Annotated in this window: 19 protein-coding genes and 1 tRNA gene; 14 read left to right on the top strand and 6 right to left on the bottom strand. The window is 65.4% G+C overall.

Going from position 1 to position 17853, the window contains the following annotated elements:
• The first annotated feature begins 13 nt into the window (after window positions 1–13).
• Entirely contained in the window at window positions 14–931 is a 918-nt protein-coding gene (locus tag C7455_RS18755; RefSeq protein WP_170119150.1) for an alpha/beta hydrolase, read from the top strand.
• A 66-nt stretch (window positions 932–997) separates the two neighbouring features.
• Window positions 998–1525, top strand: coding sequence for a DUF3833 domain-containing protein (locus tag C7455_RS18750; protein ID WP_109670880.1), 528 nt, complete (start codon window positions 998–1000; stop codon window positions 1523–1525).
• Between the two features lie 5 nt (window positions 1526–1530).
• Here the strand turns inward: C7455_RS18750 and yidD are convergent, their stop codons facing one another.
• The 4 genes from yidD to C7455_RS18730 all read right to left on the bottom strand — a co-directional run bounded on the left by yidD (window position 1531) and on the right by C7455_RS18730 (window position 2926).
• Window positions 1531–1752 (bottom strand): membrane protein insertion efficiency factor YidD, encoded by a 222-nt coding sequence (gene yidD, locus C7455_RS18745; RefSeq protein ID WP_109670879.1) that lies wholly within the window; start codon window positions 1750–1752, stop codon window positions 1531–1533.
• A complete protein-coding gene (gene rnpA / locus C7455_RS18740) occupies window positions 1749–2147 on the bottom strand; it encodes a ribonuclease P protein component (RefSeq protein ID WP_109670877.1) in 399 nt (132 codons plus the stop codon). The genes yidD and rnpA overlap by 4 nt, the downstream gene beginning before the upstream one ends.
• A 14-nt stretch (window positions 2148–2161) precedes the next feature.
• Window positions 2162–2299: a 50S ribosomal protein L34 gene (gene rpmH, locus C7455_RS18735; RefSeq protein ID WP_109670875.1), complete on the bottom strand. Its 138-nt coding sequence runs from the start codon at window positions 2297–2299 to the stop codon at window positions 2162–2164.
• Window positions 2300–2422: 123 nt separating this feature from the next.
• Complete coding sequence (locus tag C7455_RS18730; protein WP_109670873.1) at window positions 2423–2926, bottom strand: 2-thiouracil desulfurase family protein; 504 nt, start codon at window positions 2924–2926, stop codon at window positions 2423–2425.
• A gap of 174 nt (window positions 2927–3100) precedes the next feature.
• Here C7455_RS18730 and C7455_RS18725 point away from each other — a divergent pair, with 174 nt between their 5' ends.
• The 4 genes from C7455_RS18725 to C7455_RS18710 all read left to right on the top strand — a co-directional run bounded on the left by C7455_RS18725 (window position 3101) and on the right by C7455_RS18710 (window position 6842).
• A complete protein-coding gene (locus C7455_RS18725; RefSeq protein WP_109670871.1) occupies window positions 3101–3835 on the top strand; it encodes a TVP38/TMEM64 family protein in 735 nt (244 codons plus the stop codon).
• A 34-nt stretch (window positions 3836–3869) separates the two neighbouring features.
• Entirely contained in the window at window positions 3870–5282 is a 1413-nt protein-coding gene (locus C7455_RS18720) for a dihydrolipoyl dehydrogenase family protein (RefSeq protein WP_109670870.1), read from the top strand.
• Window positions 5283–5322: 40 nt separating this feature from the next.
• Window positions 5323–6708, top strand: coding sequence for a sensor histidine kinase (locus C7455_RS18715; RefSeq protein ID WP_109670868.1), 1386 nt, complete (start codon window positions 5323–5325; stop codon window positions 6706–6708).
• A 57-nt stretch (window positions 6709–6765) separates the two neighbouring features.
• Window positions 6766–6842 (top strand) — tRNA-Arg (locus C7455_RS18710).
• Window positions 6843–7550: 708 nt separating this feature from the next.
• Here C7455_RS18710 and C7455_RS18705 read toward each other — a convergent pair.
• Window positions 7551–7814 (bottom strand): hypothetical protein, encoded by a 264-nt coding sequence (locus tag C7455_RS18705; protein WP_146200051.1) that lies wholly within the window; start codon window positions 7812–7814, stop codon window positions 7551–7553.
• Between the two features lie 601 nt (window positions 7815–8415).
• Here C7455_RS18705 and C7455_RS18700 point away from each other — a divergent pair.
• From C7455_RS18700 to C7455_RS18680, 5 genes are all read left to right on the top strand, one after another.
• Window positions 8416–8910, top strand: a complete 495-nt coding sequence (locus C7455_RS18700; RefSeq protein ID WP_245904430.1) for a spore coat protein U domain-containing protein — start codon at window positions 8416–8418, stop codon at window positions 8908–8910.
• A 20-nt stretch (window positions 8911–8930) separates the two neighbouring features.
• Window positions 8931–9374 (top strand): fimbrial biogenesis chaperone, encoded by a 444-nt coding sequence (locus C7455_RS18695; RefSeq protein WP_109670865.1) that lies wholly within the window; start codon window positions 8931–8933, stop codon window positions 9372–9374.
• 127 nt (window positions 9375–9501) lie between these two features.
• Complete coding sequence (locus C7455_RS18690; protein WP_170119149.1) at window positions 9502–11865, top strand: fimbria/pilus outer membrane usher protein; 2364 nt, start codon at window positions 9502–9504, stop codon at window positions 11863–11865.
• Window positions 11862–12800, top strand: a complete 939-nt coding sequence (locus C7455_RS18685; RefSeq protein ID WP_109670862.1) for a Csu type fimbrial protein — start codon at window positions 11862–11864, stop codon at window positions 12798–12800. Before C7455_RS18690 ends, C7455_RS18685 begins: the two co-directional genes overlap by 4 nt.
• Window positions 12801–13263: 463 nt before the next feature.
• The gene (locus tag C7455_RS18680) at window positions 13264–14022 is read left to right on the top strand and encodes a transporter substrate-binding domain-containing protein (protein ID WP_109670860.1); all 759 of its coding nucleotides are present in this window, start codon (window positions 13264–13266) and stop codon (window positions 14020–14022) included.
• Window positions 14023–14067: 45 nt separating this feature from the next.
• Here C7455_RS18680 and C7455_RS18675 read toward each other — a convergent pair whose 3' ends face one another.
• Window positions 14068–15285, bottom strand: a complete 1218-nt coding sequence (locus C7455_RS18675) for an amidase (RefSeq protein ID WP_109670858.1) — start codon at window positions 15283–15285, stop codon at window positions 14068–14070.
• Window positions 15286–15426: 141 nt separating this feature from the next.
• Between C7455_RS18675 and C7455_RS18670 the strand changes: the two genes are divergently transcribed.
• From C7455_RS18670 to C7455_RS18665, 3 genes are all read left to right on the top strand, one after another.
• Window positions 15427–16389, top strand: coding sequence for a Gfo/Idh/MocA family protein (locus C7455_RS18670; RefSeq protein ID WP_109670856.1), 963 nt, complete (start codon window positions 15427–15429; stop codon window positions 16387–16389).
• A gap of 115 nt (window positions 16390–16504) precedes the next feature.
• Entirely contained in the window at window positions 16505–16657 is a 153-nt protein-coding gene (locus tag C7455_RS20270; protein WP_170119148.1) for a hypothetical protein, read from the top strand.
• A gap of 41 nt (window positions 16658–16698) precedes the next feature.
• Window positions 16699–17715 (top strand): iron-containing alcohol dehydrogenase, encoded by a 1017-nt coding sequence (locus C7455_RS18665; protein WP_109670854.1) that lies wholly within the window; start codon window positions 16699–16701, stop codon window positions 17713–17715.
• The last annotated feature ends 138 nt before the right edge of the window (window positions 17716–17853 follow it).

The raw sequence follows: 17853 nt of genomic DNA, 5'->3' as shown, positions 1-17853 counted from the left end.
CCGAGGCCCGACCATGCCCCTTTTCGTCACCCGCCGCAGCTACAACGCGTCAACCGGCCGCTTCACGCACAACCGCGCCAGCGTCACGCGCCATGTGTCCGTGCCTGACGCGACGTCGCCCGGGGGGGATCACATCGTGGATCAGGCCACCTGGCTCAGCCTCGTCAAGCAAGAGGCGCAGGCGGGCGAGATCTTGATTTTCGTCCACGGCTTCAACACCGAACAGGCCGAGATGCTGGAGCGACGCCGCAAGATCGAGCTGGGCCTTGCTGCCGTCGGTTGGACCGGACTGGTCATCGGGTATGACTGGCCCAGCGACGGCACCGTTCTGGGCTATCTCAGTGACAGGGGAGATGCCAAGCACACCGCCCCCTATCTGGTGGTCGATGCCATCGGCCCGATCCTGAACCTGCGGCCGCAGCCCAAGGTCCATCTGCTGTGTCATTCGATGGGAAGCTACCTGACCTTGCGCGGTTTTTCCGGTGTGGGCGATGGTGGCGCGCCGGGCACGGTGCCTTGGGGGGTGGATCAGGTCGCCTTTGTCGCCGCCGACGCCGACAAGCCGTGGATGGAAAGCGGGGCTTGGGGTGCGCTGGTGATGGACCTGCGCTGCAAGCGGCTGACCAACTATTATTCGACCTTCGACCGGGTGCTGAGCCTGTCCGAGGGCATCGTGCACGGCCAGCAGCGCGCCGGTCGCAACGGGATGCCGGTCGCGGTGCCCGCACGGTTCCATGACGTCTACTGCGGTGCGCAATACGAGGCCAAGGTGCCGCCCTCGGGCAAGACGATGCGCGGCTCGCATACGTGGTATTTCGACGATCCGGGGTTCTACGCCGATCTGGCCCAGACGCTGAAGGGTGCCGATCCGGCGACGATGCCGACGCGGCGACCCGTGGCCGGGTCATCCGACCTTGCGCTGCTGACCTGACAGCGGCCTTGCCCGGGGCAGGCGTCGTGTTAGGTCCCGGGGAAGGACAAAACCGCGGGTGCCCTGATGCGACTGATCTTGATCCTTGTGGCGACCCTGACGCTGGGGGCCTGCGGTGGCCGGCCGTCGCTGGTGGATCCGCCGCTGAGCGAGGCGCAGCTGAACCTCGAGGAGTTCTTCGCGGGCGATCTGGTCGCCTATGGCCAGTTTCAGGATGTCTTCGGCACCGTCCGCCGGCGCTTCACCGTCGAGATCGAAGGCACTTGGGACGGCGAGACGCTGCGGCTGGTCGAGGATTTCACCTATGAGGACGGATCGACCGAACAACGCATCTGGACCCTGACCAAGACCGGACCGGACAGCTGGCAGGGGACCGCGCCCGGCGTGATCGGCATGGCCACGGGGCAGGAACGCGGTGACACGTTCAACTGGCAATACACCATCGATCTGCCCGTGCCGGGCGGCGAGACGATGCGCGTCAGCTTTGACGACTGGATGTGGCTTCTGTCCGAGGACAGGCTTTTGAACCGCGCCTACATGTTCCGCTACGGCGTTAGGATCGGCGAGGTCATCATCAGCTTCGAGCGGATTTGACCCGGTCAGTCCGGCACATTGTCCACACCCGACCCGCCCCAGGGATGGCAGCGCCCGATGCGCCGGGCGGCGAGCCAAGCCCCCTTGAGCGCGCCATGCTTCTCCAGCGCTTCCATCGCATAGGCCGAACAGGTGGGCTGATAGCGGCAAGCATGCCCGACCCATGGGCTGAACACGAGGCGGTAGAACCGCACCGGCAGCGACACGACAAAGGCAAGCGGCGTCATTTGTGCAGCATCCTCAGGGCCGTTGCCAGATCGGTCTTGAGCTGGTCGAAGGGCAGGCCCGCCGTGGCATCGGCGCGACCGACCAGAACGTAGTCCCAGCCCGCGCGGCCGTCCACGGGCAAGATGGCGCGGGCAATCTCGCGCAGGCGCCGCTTGGCGCGGTTGCGGGCCACCGCGTTGCCGACCTTTTTCGAACAGGTGTAGCCGATGCGGATGGGGGTCTCGGCCGGTTCGTCGGGACCGCGCAGGCGGGCTTGCACCAGAAAGCCCGGCATCGGCTGGCGACGGGCGCGGGCGGCGCGCAGGAAATCCGCACGCTGCTTGAGGACCGAAAGCTTCACCACAGGACAAGCCCCCGGCGGGCCATCGCCCGGCGGAGGCGCCTCAAGGGTCACGGCCCCGGCCTGTCTCAGGCGCTGAGCGATTTCCGCCCGATCGCGCGACGCGCGTTCAGGATCTTGCGGCCGGCCTTGGTGGCCATGCGGGCACGGAACCCGTGGCGCCGTTTGCGCACGAGGTTCGAGGGCTGAAAGGTCCGCTTCGACATCTGACTTCTCCGTCGCTTGTCTGGGCCGGGTCGCTACAAGAGCGCGCCTCATCGACCCAAGGGAATCTCCGATGAAGCCCGGGCAATACGGAATGCCACGCAGCCTGTCAATGAAGAGCGCAGTCAGCCCGGGCGATTTTCACGACACGCGATGACAGCGGCCAGATCGGCGATCTCTTCGTGCGAGAACACCCGCACGCCCGCCTGTCGCAGCGCGGCGGTCACCACGCCTTCGCCGGGCCGGGTGACGCCATCGAAACGTCCTGCGTGGATGCGGGCGACCCCGCAAGATGGGCTGCCCTCGGTCAGGAGCGCAAGACGGCAGCCGGTGTCGCGCACCAACCGCAAGGCTGCCGTCGCACCATCCAGAAAGCCTTTGGTCACGTCCTTTCCGCTGCGGTCATGGACGTGGGCAGTGCCTTCCAGAACGCTCGCCCCTGTCGCCCCCGGCGTAATCTCGGCCGGGGCACGCGGCACGGCGAACCCGCCCGCCAGTTCCGGGCAAAGCGGCATCAGCCGCCCCTCATCGGCCCACAGGCGCAGCAAAGCGCTGCCCGCGTCCTTGGCCCGACCGTCGTAGCGCACGGGCGCGCCGACAAGGCAGGCGCTGACCAGAATCCGTTCCATGGGGCCCCCGACTGAAACATCCGCCCCCATAGGTTACGGCGTCGCGGCCCGATCGTCACGAAAACCCGCGTTCCCGTCACGCCCCATCAAGCCGCTGTGAACTTGCCGCCTTTCCCCTGTCGCATCGACGCGGGCTGACGCATTTACTGGACATCGCCAAAGGACAGTGCCCCCATGACCGACATCGTGCCCCAGATCCGCAAATCCCCCCTTGGTCGCGCCCTGCCGTTGATCGCCATTGCGCTCGGCGCGGGGCTTGGCTGGTGGTATCTGGGCGACAGGCTCAGCTTCCAGACGCTGGCCGACAACCGCGACGCGCTGATTTCCCTGCGCGACACGCATTATCTTGCCGCTGTCATCGGGTTCATCGCCCTGTATGCGGTCATCGTGGCCTTTTCCCTGCCGGGTGCCACCCTCGCCACGCTGACGGGCGGGTTTCTCTTCGCCACCTTTCCGGGCGCGCTGTTCAACATCGCGGGCGCAACGTTTGGGGCGACGGCGATCTTTCTGGCGGCGCGCAGCGGCATTGGCGCAGGCATGGCCGCGCGGCTCGAAGGGTCCGAGGGGCTGGTCAAACGCATCAAGGACGGGATCGACGACAACCAGTGGTCGATGCTGTTCCTGATCCGATTGGTGCCCGTGGTGCCGTTCTTTCTGGCCAATCTCATCCCCGCCTTCCTCGATGTGCCGCTGCGGCGCTTCGTGATCTCGACCTTCTTCGGGATCATGCCGGGCGCCGTGGTCTTCACCTCGGTCGGGGCAGGCCTTTCGGACGTCTTTGCCCGGGGCGAAACCCCCGATCTGGGCATCATCTTCGAGCCGCAGATCCTGTTGCCGCTGCTGGGCCTGTCGGCGCTGGCCATGCTGCCCGTCCTCCTCAAACTGGCGCGCGGCCGTCCCGGCCTGTGACACGCTCCCCGTTCCGTTCCGAAAGGCCGTGCCCATGTCCCGCATCAAGACCGATATCTGCATCATCGGCGCAGGCTCGGGCGGCCTGTCCGTCGCGGCCGGTGCCGTGCAGATGGGGGCGGATGTCGTCCTGATCGAAGCCCACAAGATGGGCGGCGATTGCCTGAACTACGGCTGCGTCCCCTCCAAGGCGCTGCTGGCCGCAGGCCACAAGGCGCATGCGACGGCGCAGGGCGCCTTCGGCACTGAAGGGCACCCCACCGTTCCCGATTTCGCCGCCGCAAAGGATCATGTGCAGGCCACCATCGACCATATCGCCCCCGTCGACAGTCAGGAGCGGTTCGAGGGGTTGGGCGTGCGGGTGATCCGCGACCGGGCACGCTTCATCTCGGACACCGAGGTGCAGGCGGGCGATCACGTCATCACCGCGCGCCGCTTTGTCATCGCCACGGGCTCGCGCCCCTTTGTGCCGCCCATCCCGGGGCTGGACGCCGTGCCGCATCACACAAACGAGACGATCTTCGAGCTGCGCGAGCGGCCCGAGCATCTGATCATCATCGGCGGCGGTCCCATCGGGATGGAGATGGCGCAGGCGCATCGCCGCCTAGGCTGCAAGGTGACCGTGCTGGAAGGGCAAGAGGCGCTGGGCCGCGACGATCCGGAGGCCGCGGCCATCGTGCTGGGCGCCCTGCGCGCGGAAGGGATCGAGATCGTGGACGGCGCACAGGTATCCGCCGTCTCGGGCACCGAGGGTGCGATCCGGGTGGAAACCGACGACGGCCGCAGTTTTGACGGCTCGCATCTGCTGGTCGCGGTCGGGCGGCAGGTGAATGTCGAGGGGCTCGACCTCGACAAGGCGCATGTCGGCTTTGACCGGCGCGGCGTCACCGTGGACAGCGGCCTGCGCTCGACCAATAGGCGGGTTTATGCCGTCGGTGATGCGGCGGGCGGTCTGCAATTTACCCATGTCGCGGGATATCACGCGGGCGTCATCATCCGCCCGATGCTCTTCGGCTTGCCCGCCAAGGCGCGCACCGACCATATCCCTTGGGTCACCTACACCGACCCGGAACTGGCGCAGGTCGGCCTAACCGAGGCCGAAGCGCGTAAGAAACATGGGGACAGGCTGTTCGTGGCCCGCGCCGATTTCGCCCACAATGACCGCGCCATCGCCACCGGGCAGGCGCAGGGATTCGCCAAGGTCATGGTGGTCAAGGGCCGCCCCGTGGGGGCCACCATCGTCGGGCCGCAGGCGGGCGAATTGATCCAGATCTGGGCGCTGGCCATCGCCAACCGGCTCAAGATGTCGGCAATAGCGGGCATGGTCGCGCCCTATCCCACACTGGGGGAGATTAACAAACGCGCCGCGGGGGCCTATTTCTCTCCCAAACTGTTTGACAGCCCCCTCGTCAAACGGGTCGTGCGCGCGGTGCAGCGCTGGCTTTAAGGATCGGGGGGCTGTCTGTCTCGGCAAGGGCGTAAACCGCGTGACCAATACCCTTTCAGGGCGTTTCCTGATCCTCACCGTCATCTTCGTGATGCTGGCCGAGGTCTTCATCTTCCTGCCCTCCATCGCGCGGTTCCGCGAGGATTACCTGCTGGCGCGGCTGGAACGGGCGCAGATCGCCTCGCTTGCCCTGCTGGCGACGGACGGCATGATCTCCGAGGAACTCGAGGAAGAGCTGCTGCGCAACGCCGAGGTGCTGAACGTGGTGCTGCGCCGTGACGCCGTGCGGCAGCTGATCTTGTCGAGTGACGAGATGCCCGCCATCGCCGCCAGCTACGACCTTCGCGACCCCTCTGCCTTCGAGCTGATGCGCGACGCGATGGCCCGGCTGGCCAACCCCGAGGCGCAGGTGATTCGCGTGATCGGCGAACCGGTGCGCGAGGCGGGGCTGTTGATCGAGATCACCATGCCGACCGAACCGCTGCGCATGGCGATGATCGACTACGGGCTGCGCATTCTCGCGCTGTCGGCAGTGATCTCGATATTCACGGCGGTCTTGCTTTTCGTGGCGGTGCAACGCCTGATGGTCACGCCGATCCGGCGGCTGGTCGCCTCGATGATGCGCTATGCCGAGGCTCCGTCGGATGCGACGCGTATCATCACCCCGCAAGGTCGGGTGCGTGAATTGCGCAATGCCGAGGATGCGCTGCAATCGCTTCAGACCGACCTCACCGGCGCGCTCAAGCAACGCGAGCGTCTGGCGCAGCTGGGCGAGGCGGTGGCCAAGATCAGCCACGATCTGCGCAACATGCTGTCGGTGGCCACGCTGGTCGCCGACCGGCTGGAGGCCTCCGAGGACCCGACGGTGCGCCGCATTGCGCCGCGACTGGTCGGCTCGCTCAACCGCGCGATCAACCTGACCGAGGCGACGCTGGCCTTTGGCCGGGCCGAGGAACCGGCCCCCAAGCTCGACCGGGTAGGGTTGCGCAATCTGGTCGAGGATGTGATCGAAAACGAAAGGCTGGCTGCCGACAGTGCGCAGATCACCTATGCCTGCTATGTGCCCGCCGATGTCTCGGTGCGCGCGGACCCCGAACAATTGCACCGCGTTTTGTCCAACCTCGTACGCAATGCCCGCCAAGCCATCGCCGCGACCGGCAAGCCGGGCGAGATCCGCGTGACCGGCACGGATGGACCCGAGGCCTGGGTCATCGAGATCAGCGACACCGGGCCCGGCTTGCCGCAAAAGGCGATCGATCACCTGTTCCAGCCGTTCCATGGTGGGGCGCGCAAGGGCGGCAGCGGTCTTGGTCTTGCGATTTGCGCCGAACTGGTGCGGGGCCATGGCGGTCGGCTGGAACTGGCGCGCAGCGGGGCGGGTGGGACATGCTTTCAGGTCATACTGCCCGCAGGACTTGCGGCGTGACCGATCGGGTTTTCCCCCTTGCAAGGCCGGTTCACCGACGCTAAACCCCGCCCTCACGCACTGGTAGCTCAGTTGGATAGAGTACTTGACTACGAATCAAGGGGTCGGGGGTTCGAATCCTCCCCAGTGCGCCATCTTTCATTTATCAGAAATTTTCCTGTCGTCATTCAGTGAGCCCGGTGTCTGTATGACGCAAGTTTAAGCGGGCACCATTTGTTGAGCTGCTTAGCCAAGATGGATTGGAACGCCAGCCACGGGCGCCATTGACGCGGAGCGGCTTAGCCTTTCCCCCAGGTTCCGACGTTCCGACAGCGTATCAAGACTGTGGCACTCTGTGCGAAAGCCGGTGATCCACACGCGGCCCTTTTTGAGCCCCACCAAACAAAACGACATATAACGCCCAGAAAAACGTAGGTCTTGGTTCTGTGCGGAAGCAACGGATCAACCAGGGCCGGTCGGCATGTGCCGTGCCATGGCTCATGGCAAAGTAGGGTCGAAGTCACCCCCTAGGCGCGCGCTTGAGCGAGAAAAGGTTGCTCATCGCCCTGTTGGCCTTCGGCGTGCGAAGCCTGTCGCGACAAAAGCCCCAATTTGTCAAACTTTGGATGATTTTCTGGTCCTCACGAGGGCCGACGAGAAGCGCGCTTAACCGATTCAGAGGCTTCATATGCCAAAGTCGCGATCACATGCTTAAATCGGCAGGGTGACCCTCCGTTTCATGACGTGGCCACTGACGGCGGTCCTCTGGAGTTTGGTGGGTCGGAAACACCCCTAAAGGAGACGAAAGGTCTCGCTCTGCTTGCGTTGCTGGCTTGACGAGGAGCGTGTTCTTGCCTGGCAACCTATAACGTCACGACATCGAATTCCGCCGATCCTACTTTCTGGGGGTCGATCAGCGAATCCGCGTCCGGCCATACGCTGGACTTCACCGCCCTGCCGTCGTGGTTTGTCATCTCCTTCGAACCCGCAAGCTCTATCATCTGGATCTGGGTCGGCAGCACCTGGCGCGCGATCACCAAGGCGGGCGGTGGCGGGTTGCCGCTGTCAGAGAGGATCGACCTGTAGGTGTGCCGCCGACCGCCACCGCCTAGCGTCGGTCGGTCCATAGCTGCCAACCGGCGGGGGGCCGCGCGCTGGGGTATGGATTTCCCAAACCGGCCATTCATACTCTTTTCAGCAGTCCTGATCACAGACTTGGCCGTGACCCGATTCCTGACGGCGGTCGCGTGCCCCATCAGGACTTGCGGAACTGAAGCCTGATTGGCTTGGCCTGTCGCTCGCAGAGGAACGAATGCATGACGAACCGCCCCGATCGCATCCAATGCGGCGGATGATCATGGCTAACGCCGGCCTACAGCGGGTGGTCTTCCGGTACCGCTCAGGCTCTACGCGACAGGTCGGGTGCAGCTTCGATAAGACGAGAGGACATTTTTCTCTGATTTGAACACAGACGTTCCATGAGATGGAGTCGCTTGCGGACCGGTTCGCCCTTCGCGCCTTTATACCACACGATCAAGCGGTTCGGACCGCAGGTTCATCGAGCCAAGGCCGGTCTCTCGTTGGATCTTGCCCTGCGTCGAACACATCCCGGCAGTCAAGGGTGGACTAAAGTCATTGTAACTCTGCAATGAGGGTCCATGTTTTCTACAGCCGGTCTTCGTGGCGGGCTGCATTCGGGACTGCCAGTCCCGAAAGAGGAACCATCCAATGAACAGTCGCTCTGCCCCTTCGCTTGCCGCAGGCATGTTGGTCGCTGCTGTCGGTCTGGCCCAAGCTCAGACCGCAACGGGTGAGATGGGCGTGTCCGCCGAGGTTGCCAGAACCTGCACGCTGTCTGCAGAGCCGCTCGCCTTTGGCACCCTGAGCGTGACCGAAGTCACCAACGGGTCTGCTCTGGTGACGCTGGAATGCAACGGCGTCTCGACTGTGACCACCATTCTGGTCGGGATGGGGGCCAACGCGGACCCGCCCACGACGCAGCGAAACCTCGCCGCGGGCATCGACGACCGGGTGCCCTACACCTTGCACGAGCTGGAAGCGGGCGGTGCAGACATTGCAACCGACGGTGCCGTCACGCTGGTGCAGGTGGGAACGACGAACACCTACACCGCAACGCTCTACGGCAAGATCCAGCCCAGTCCTGCCTATCCGATGGGCACTTATGCCGACACGGTCATCCTGACTGCCAACTACGCTCCGTAAAGCCAAGAAAGGTACATCACATGTTCAAGTGTGCACGTTCGAGGATCGGCGGCGTCGTTCTGCTGGCAGCACTGGCCCTGACCGGTCCGGCCCTTGCCAATGACTTCACCGTCTCGCCCACATCGATCACGGTCGCCCCGGGAACGCAGGTGGCCACCCTCACCGTCAGGGCAGGTGGTCCGGGTGTGACCCAAGGTCAGGTCCGCGTAGTGCGGTGGCACCGCGATGGTGGCGCCGGAAGGCTGGAGGCGACGCGCGACGTCGTGGCCAGCCCGCCCGCCATGCAGATGGCCCCCAATCAGGAACTGACCATCCGGCTCGTGCGCACGGCCACGACCGCTGTGCGGGGCGAAGAGTGCTACCGGGTTCTGGTGGACCAGTTGCCGGGCGAAAGCCAGCAAGGCCAGGTGGTGAAGTTCACGATCCGGCATTCGGTGCCGCTGTGTTTTGGCCCCCCGGTCTGACCCGACAATGCACGCGGCAGCGCGGGTCCGCGCTGCCGACAGACAGGGGAGGGGACCCAGTTTGCGCAGCTGGCCCCACATCACCGCGGTTGCGATCGCGCTTTGCCTGGTCACGTGGACCTCCGTCATGGATCTCGGCGCGCAGACCCGGGATGACGAGGGACAGAGTGCAACCGGTCCTGTGCCCGGTGACGTCGGCGCGCAGTATGACCCCAACGCGGACGAAGCCCTGTATCTGCTCGTATCGATCAACGGGCGTGATACCGGCCTTGTGGCGGAGTTCGCCCTGCCCCTGCAGTCGCGGCGCATGATGGCACAACGCGAAGAGCTGCAAGGCATCGGGATCGCGGCGCCCCGCGACCTTGGGCAGACCGTGTTCCTTGATCAGATCCCGGGCCTGTCCTTTGTCTACGACGTCCCGTCGCAGACCCTGTCCATCACGGCGCGGGATGCGGCCCTTGTTCCGGTCGAAATCTCGGCGGTGCCGCAACGCGATCTGCCCCAGGCACAGGCGGGTTTCGGTGTGGTCCTGAATTACAGGGTAACGGCGAACCTCGGCGATGACATCTTCGACGACGGGTTTCGGGCCGAAACGGCCTTTGCCAGCTTGGACCTGCGGGCCTTCACGCCGCTCGGTGTCTTTACCACCACGGGGACTGTCAGCTCCCGGATCGACGATCCCGGCGATGCCGCGTTCCAACGGCATGACACCTCTTTCACCATCTTCAGCCCCGGCCGGATGGTGACCGTGACCGCCGGAGATTTCACGACAGCCGGCCCGACATGGGCCCGGCCAGTGCGACTGGGCGGAATTCAGATCCGCCGCGATTTTTCCTTGCGCGACGATGTCGTGACCAGCCCCATGCTGTCCTACTCCGGATCGCCCGCCGTGCCCTCGAGCATCGATGTCTATGTCGACAATGTGCGCGCCTATTCCGGGGCGGTCGCATCCGGACCGTTCAACCTCTCGAATGTCCCGATGATCACCAGCGCGGGCGAAGCCGTTTTCGTGTTGCGCGACGCGGCCGGCAACGAGCAGACCACCGTGGTGCCGTTCTTCGCGACGCAGAACCTTCTGGCCCGGGGCATGCTGGATTTCTCCTTCGAGGCAGGGCGCATGCGCCTGCCCTATGGCGACGGACGGTCCGCGTATGGCGACGGCAACGCTGTTGCGCTGAGCCTGCGCTATGGCGTTTCGAACCGCCTGACGGTCGAGACCCGCGCCGAAGCGCTTGGTGCGTTGCGGATGGTGGGGGTGGGTTTTCACGCGGTCTTGTTCAACCAGGCCGAGGTTTCCCTCGCGGGTGGTCAGAGCGTCAATGGTCAAGACAGCGGCAGTTTCGGTTTTGGCGCATTGCGCACCGAGGTTGGCGGTGTCGGGGTCCGGCTTAGCACCCGACGGACCTTTGGCACCTTCCAGGATCTGGCCTCCGTGACGTGGGAGGAACGGGCAGCGGCTTCCGATCCGGCTACCGTCGTTCCGTCCTTCGGCGCCATCACAGCCCTTGATGCCGTGACGCTGTCGATTCCGGTCTTCGGCGCGGGCAGCAGCCTTGGGCTGAGCCTGATCAACTCCGAGCGATCCGATCTGACCAATACCATCGTGTCGGCCTCCTACTCGCGCCAGCTTCCATGGCGGGCGGCGTCGTTTCGGATCAATGCGTTCCACGATATCGCGGGTGATGGCGGCTTTGGGGCGTCGATGGGCCTCTCGATGGCGCTCGGGGGATCTGCCCATGCCAGCGCCGGATTGCAACGCGACCGATACGGGCGCGTCGACACTGTCGCCGGGCTTTCACGATCGGCAGATCGTCGCGCGGGAAGCTATGGCTACCGGGTCAACCTCTCGGGCCAGAACACTTCGCTCGGTGCGACCTACCAGACCGGCTTTGGCCGGGCCGATCTCGCCCTGCGCAACGGCGATGCAGGCGGCAGCGCCAGCGCGACATTCGACGGGGCGCTGGTTCTGGCGGGCGGCGGATTGTTTGCGAGCAACCGCATCCAGGACGGCTTTGCCGTGGTCGATCTGGGGATTGCCGGTGTGCCGGTCAGTCTGAACAATCGTGCGGTGGCCCGTACAGGCGCGAGCGGGCGGGCGCTGGTGCCGGATCTCCGGTCCTACCGACTGAACCGGGTGTCCATCGACCCGCTTGCCCTGCCGCTCGACGCCAGCCTCGGCGCGACGGCAATCGATGTGGTTCCGGCGCGGTGGTCCGGCGTGGCCCTGGATTTCGGTGGCCAGTCCGAAGCTGGCGCACTGGTGGTGCTGCGCGATGCCAGTGGCGTGTTTCTTGCGCCCGGCGCCGAGGTCCGGCTCGCCGGGTCATCGACCGCGTTCACCTTGGGATACGACGGCGAGGTCTGGATCACCGGGCTTGGCGCACACAACCATATCACTGCGCAGACAGCCGGCAGGACCTGCACCGCCGCCTTCGCCTATGCACAGGTGGCCGATGAGCAGGTCTACATCGATGGAGTGGAGTGCAGATGACGATACGACCCATTGTTCTGGCTGCGAGCCTTGTCGCGCTTGCCAGTGCCGGCCATCCCGCCCGCGCGGAACTGGTCTGCGACGCCGATCCGGCCTCGCTCGATTTCGGGCTGATCTCGGTGCGGGACGGCCAGTCTCAACAGACCAGCGGCCCGGTGACCATCTCGTGCTCTGGCGGCACCCCCGGCGCATCGATCGTGGCTTGCGTAAGCCTCGGGGCAGGCAGCGGCGGCAGCGGGCCGGGCCTGACGCCCCGCACAATGTCTGGGAACGGGGCAGCAACGCTGGATTACCAGCTGACGGCCAACAACACCCTCTCGGTCGGTGGCATCATCTGGGAGACTGTCGGCTTCGCCGTTGACCTCGACGGTTCGGGCAGCGCCACGGTCGCACCGACCCTCTATGCCGAAGTGACCTCGATCGGTGCGCAAGCCACCATCGGACCCTACCTGTCCCGCTTCGAGGCTGGCGGAGATGTCCTGATGTCTTATGGCGAGACGGCCTGCGACCAGACCGGCACCGCGAGTTCGTTCTCGGTCCAGGCGACAGTCACCGCAAGCTGCACGGTCGAAGTCTCGAACATGGATTTCGGAAACATTGACGCCGCCATCGTGGCACCGGTGGACCAGACCGCCAGCATCACGGTGTCGTGCACCAATGGGTCCGCCTACACCGTTGGTCTTGACCACGGGCTCCATGCCATGGACGGCGGGCCCTCCGGTCGGCGGCTGGCAAACGGCGGGAACCTGCTTGCTTACGGTCTTTACCAAGACCCATCGCGCAGCCTGGGCTGGGGGTCGGGCGCGGGAACCCTTGTGGCGGGCGTGGGCACCGGCGGCCAACAGGTTCTGGCCGTGTTCGGCAGGATCCTTGCAGACCAGCAGGCGGTGGTCGGAAGCTACTCAGACCGGGTCGTCGTCACTGTCGCTTACTAGGTTGCGTCAAGCATGGGGGGCCTGCTCGCGTTCCGCATCAACTCCGCCCATGTGTCGGCACCTTGCGCATCGGAAGCTGAAGGCCATTGGATCCGAACGTCTGCTCCGGTTCATTGGCAAGACTGCTGCAGCCGGTCAGTGGACGGCGGCTCTCCGCCCCTTGCGCGGGTGGGCTATGGCTCGCCGCGCTTGGCACAAAGTGGCCGGACAACAGGAGCTTGACCGAGATCGAGAGGGCCTGGGTAGAGTTCAACCGCAGCATCAGCACCCGGCGAGATCCGGCCCCGCCGCTGCATGTGATAAAGTCCTTGCGGAGCACAGTGTGTCACTCTCCGTGCACCCAGAAACGTGAGCATTTGACTGCTTGTGCGCCATGCTGAAGAGGTTACGCTTCCGGTCTGAACGTTCGGCTGAAGGCGTGTTGCAGACCTTGGCCTGACCACATCGAACCGGGACACCCATCTTGAGCACATCCGCAGTCGACCCGAGCCTGCTCGCGGAACTGGCCCCCACGGGCCGGCTGCGCGCCGGCATCAACACCGGAAACTTCCTCCTCGTCAGCGGCCAGACGGCTGACGGCCGACCTGTCGGTGTGTCGCCGGATGTTGCGGCCGAGATTGCCGGCAGGCTGGGCGTGCCGCTCGACCTCGTTTGCTACCCCGACCCGGGGCTTCTCGCCGATGGCGCCGAACGCGGTGCGTGGGATATCGGCAATATCGGGGCCGAGCCGCAGCGGGCGCGCACCATCGCTTTCACCGCAGCCTATTGCCAGATCGAGTCGACCTACCTTGTGCCGGCAGGGTCGACCATCACCTCGATCGAGGAGGTCGACCGACCGGGCCGCCTCATCGCGACCAAGGGGCGGGCAGCCTATGGCTTGTGGCTCGAGAACAACCTGAAACATGCCGAGTTGGTGCGGACCGACAGCATCGACGACTCCTTTGACGTCTTTGTCGAGCGAAAGCTTGACGCGCTGGCCGGGCTCAGGCCGCGGCTCTTGCAGGACCTTGAGCGTCTGCCGGGCGCACGTATCCTCGAGGGTCAGTTCAGTGCGGTGCAGCAATCGGTGGGCACGCCGCGCGGCAACGCGCGGGCGGCGAAATGGCTGGCCGATGTGGTCGAGGAGTTGAAGGCATCGGGATTCATCGCCGAACGGATCGCACGGCATGGGGTGCAAGGGCTGAGTGTTGCGCCACCGGCCGAAGCGTTGGCACCGGGCTGACACCGCATCTTTCGTTCAACCCGTCGGAAATCGCGCCGGGGCGGATCAGGAAAGTGCCGCCTCCAACCAGGCCGCTGTGCCAAGCAGCCTGTGATCGTTTCCCGGATTTCCCACGAGCTGGACGCCGATCGGCAAACCGCGCGGTCCGGTCGCCGTCGGCAGATGCAGGGCGGGGCCACCGAGTAAGGTCCAGACCCGGTTGAACTGGGGGTCGCCCGTGCCCGTCTCTGCCAGAGGGGCTTCGCCCTGCGCGCTGAGCGTCAGGATCGCATCGAAGGGCTGCATGGCGGCACTCAACGCGGCACCTAGGGTCTGGCGCGTATGAAGCGCTTCGAGGTAGGTCTCGGGCGATGTGAGTGCGGCAGCGTCGAGGTAGGCGCGCAAGGGCCCGCTCAACAACTCGGGATGAACCTGCCGCTCGAAGGCAAGCGCCCTGGTGCCTTCCCAAGCCATGATGACCTTTTGTGCCTCGAGCAGCGCCTGCCAGCCAGCAGCGTCCGGCAAGGTCTGAACTGCAGCTCCCGCAGAGGCGGCGACATCAGCCACCCGCTCCAACTCAACCACGACACAGGGTTCGGCGTTGTCAGCGTCGGGCGTCGCCCAGACCGCGAGACGGGGCGCCTGTGGCGACACCGGCGTCATGAGGTCGCTCCGGCCTGCCATGACACCGACGAAAAGCGCCACGTCCGAAACCGTGCGAGCGAACCCGCCGATCGTGTCCAGGGTTTCCGAGAACAGCGACAGACCGCTGCGGCTGATCATGGCGAAGCTCGGCTTGTAGCCCACAACCCCGCAAAAAGCTGCGGGACGGATGATGGAGCCCGCCGTCTGTGTGCCCGTCGCCATGCTGGCGCCCCCCGCCGCAACGGTCGCGGCAGACCCGCTTGAAGAGCCGCCGGGCGTATGCGTCGGATTGTGCGGATTGCGGGTCGGCCCCGGCGTGAGATGGGCGAACTCCGTCGTGACCGATTTGCCGACCACCAGACCGCCCGCCGCGCGGATCGCGGCGACTGCGGCTGCATCCCGTGCCGGACGCCGCCCCGCATAGATCGGGGAGCCGCAAGCGGTGGGCATGTCGACCGTATCGAAGATATCCTTGATTGCGACCGTATGGCCGCTCAGGGGACCGCGCAGGTGCTCGTGATCCAGCCGACGCGCTTCGGCGAGAACAGTGGCCTCGTCGAGCCAAGCATAGGCATGTAGCCTGTCCTCGTCTTGCAAGATGCGCTTCAACGCAGCCTCGGCCAGTTCGATGGTAGACATGGCAATCTCCAGATCAGGCTCGGGAATTTGGTGGCCGTCCCAAAGCAGATGGGTGGCAGACTAGCGCCTGATTTGCCATCCAGCCATATCCAAGCGTAAAGCTGCTGGCCAAGCGCAAGGATCAGGAACGGGACAGTCGCCATGACCATCAGAACCGCCATCATCGGATTAGGCATCATGGGGCGCCGGATGCTCGAGCACATGCAGCGGCATCCAGACTACGAGGTGGTCGCGATGTGGGACCCGGACCCGCAAGCCTGCCGGGAGGCGCTGGCACTGGCGCGGGCTGTGCCCGTGGCAACGTCTGCCGACGAGGCGCTGGCGGCGGCCGACCTCGTCTATCTCGCCTGCCCTCCGGTTCCCCGGAAAGCTTACGCGCTGGCCGCGCTGCGCGCGGGCAAGGCCGTGTTCCTCGAAAAGCCGCTCGGCGTGGATGTGGCCGAAAGCGAGGGCCTCGTCGAGGCGTGCAAGGCGAGCGGTCTTCCCGTTGCCGTGAATTTCACCCAAGCCGCCGGGGCCGCGCTGACGAGCGTCTCGGACGCGGCCCGGACCCGGGCGCTTGGCGACTTGCAAGGCGTCGACATCGTCGTCACCTATGCTGACTGGCCGAGAGGCTGGCAAAAGGCGGCCGACTGGCTCCGCTTCCGCGACGAAGGCGGCATGACGCGCGAGGTGATCTCGCACTTCCTGTTCTTCTCGGAGCGAATCCTTGGACCTCTGTCGGTGGTCTGGGCGCATCCGTCCTACCCGGCGGACCCGCAGCTTTGCGAGACGCACCTGCTGGCGAGGCTTGAGAGTGCGGCGGGCGTGCCGGTGACGATCATGGCCAGCGTCGGCGGGGCGCAACCCGATCGGCAGGAGCTGACCATCAAGGGCTCGCTCACCAGCCGCCGGATCAGCGACTTCTACGTCGATGCCCGATCGGACGGCGGACCCTTCGAGGAGATCGCGGAACGCCCCTCCGATCCGCGTGCCGTGAGCCTGAGGGCGCAACTGGATGATTTGCTGCTGTGCATCGCGGGTAAGCCCAACAGGCTCGCCACGCCGGACGAGGCCCTGCGCGTGCAGAAGCTTGTCGAGGGGATGCTGAAAGGAACAAGCTGAGTGACGTGGGGTATCGCGTCCCGCAGGTCAGACAGCCCGGCCCTTCGCACCAGATGCGGCACACCCGGTCCGATCCTGTCGGTCTTCGCATGAGATCGGCGGGCTGCAAATCGTCATGGCACTGCCCGACCGCCGCTGGAACAACCAGGTGACAGCGCCGCGGTGCCGGCTGCTGCGCAGCTGGAAACTCATGGCGGGAACCGATTTGCGACACGGGTTTCGCTCATCGGATCACATGGACAATCTCGCCAAAACCGTCGCTAACTGAGCGGGGCGGTCGCAACAAAGACCGCGAAAGGGGCGGGGCCGATGAGCATCATCACATATTTGACCGAGATCGAATTTGCCGCTGGTGCGATTGCGCAAGTCGCGGCGCGGCTGGACCGGCTGGGCGTGAAACGGCCTTTGCTGGTCTCCGATCACGGGGTGGTCGCGGCCGGTCTGGTGGATCGCATCCGGCCCTACCTGCCGCAGGACACGCCCTGTTTCTTCGATGTGCCCTCCAACCCGACTGAAGAGGCCGCGCTGCAGGCCGTGGAACTTTACAAGGCCGCAGGCTGCGACGGTGTCGTGGCGCTGGGTGGGGGCTCGCCCATCGATCTGGCCAAGGCGGTGGCCCTTCTGGCGACCCATGGCGGGCCTCTGGCGCGCTTTGCGCTGATCGAAGGGGGATTCCTGATCACCGCATCCGTCGCGCCCGTGATCGCCGTGCCGACCACCGCCGGCACCGGATCCGAGGTGGGGCGCGCGGCTTTGATCACGATGGCGGATGGCCGGAAGCTGGGCATTGTCAGCCCGTTTCTCATTCCGAAAGCCGCAATCTGTGACCCGGAACTCACCTTGGGCATGCCGCCTGCGCTGACCGCCGCCACTGCGCTCGATGCTCTGTCGCATTGTCTGGAGACCTATCTTTCGCCGCGCGACAATCCCCCGGCGGAAGCCATCGCGCTGGACGGCGCGGCGCGCATCTGGGCGCATGTGATCCCGGCCTATGAGGATGGGACAAATCTTGCCGCCCGCCATGAATTGATGATGGGGTCGCTGCAGGGCGGTTTGACCTTCCAGAAGGGGCTGGGGGCTGTCCATGCGCTCTCCCATGCCTTGGGCGGGTTGAAATCCCCCAATCTGCACCACGGCACGCTCAACGCCATTCTGATGCCTGTCGTCCTGCGCCTGAATCGCCCCGCCGCGCCTGCGAAATTCGCCCGGATCGAACGTGCCCTCGATCTTGGGTCGGGCGCGCTGGAGGATGCGCTCGATGCGCTGAACCGGCGGCTTGGCATACCAGCGGGCCTCAAGACCTTGGGCCTGCGCGAGGATCAGTGAGCTACTCCCCAACTCTTGGACAGATTCCGAGGGTGATTTAAGTTACTGCCTGGACCTGCTGATCGGTTTGGGTTGCGTTGAAGTAGACCACGGCGGGCGGCTGTCCGCCATGGGCGGCATGGGGCCGCTGGTGGTTGT

The sequence above is a fragment of the Roseicyclus mahoneyensis genome (genome assembly GCF_003148775.1).
In the GTDB taxonomy this organism is placed as follows: Bacteria; Pseudomonadota; Alphaproteobacteria; order Rhodobacterales; family Rhodobacteraceae; genus Roseicyclus; species Roseicyclus mahoneyensis.
This window is presented reverse-complemented; position numbering and strand designations above follow the sequence as displayed.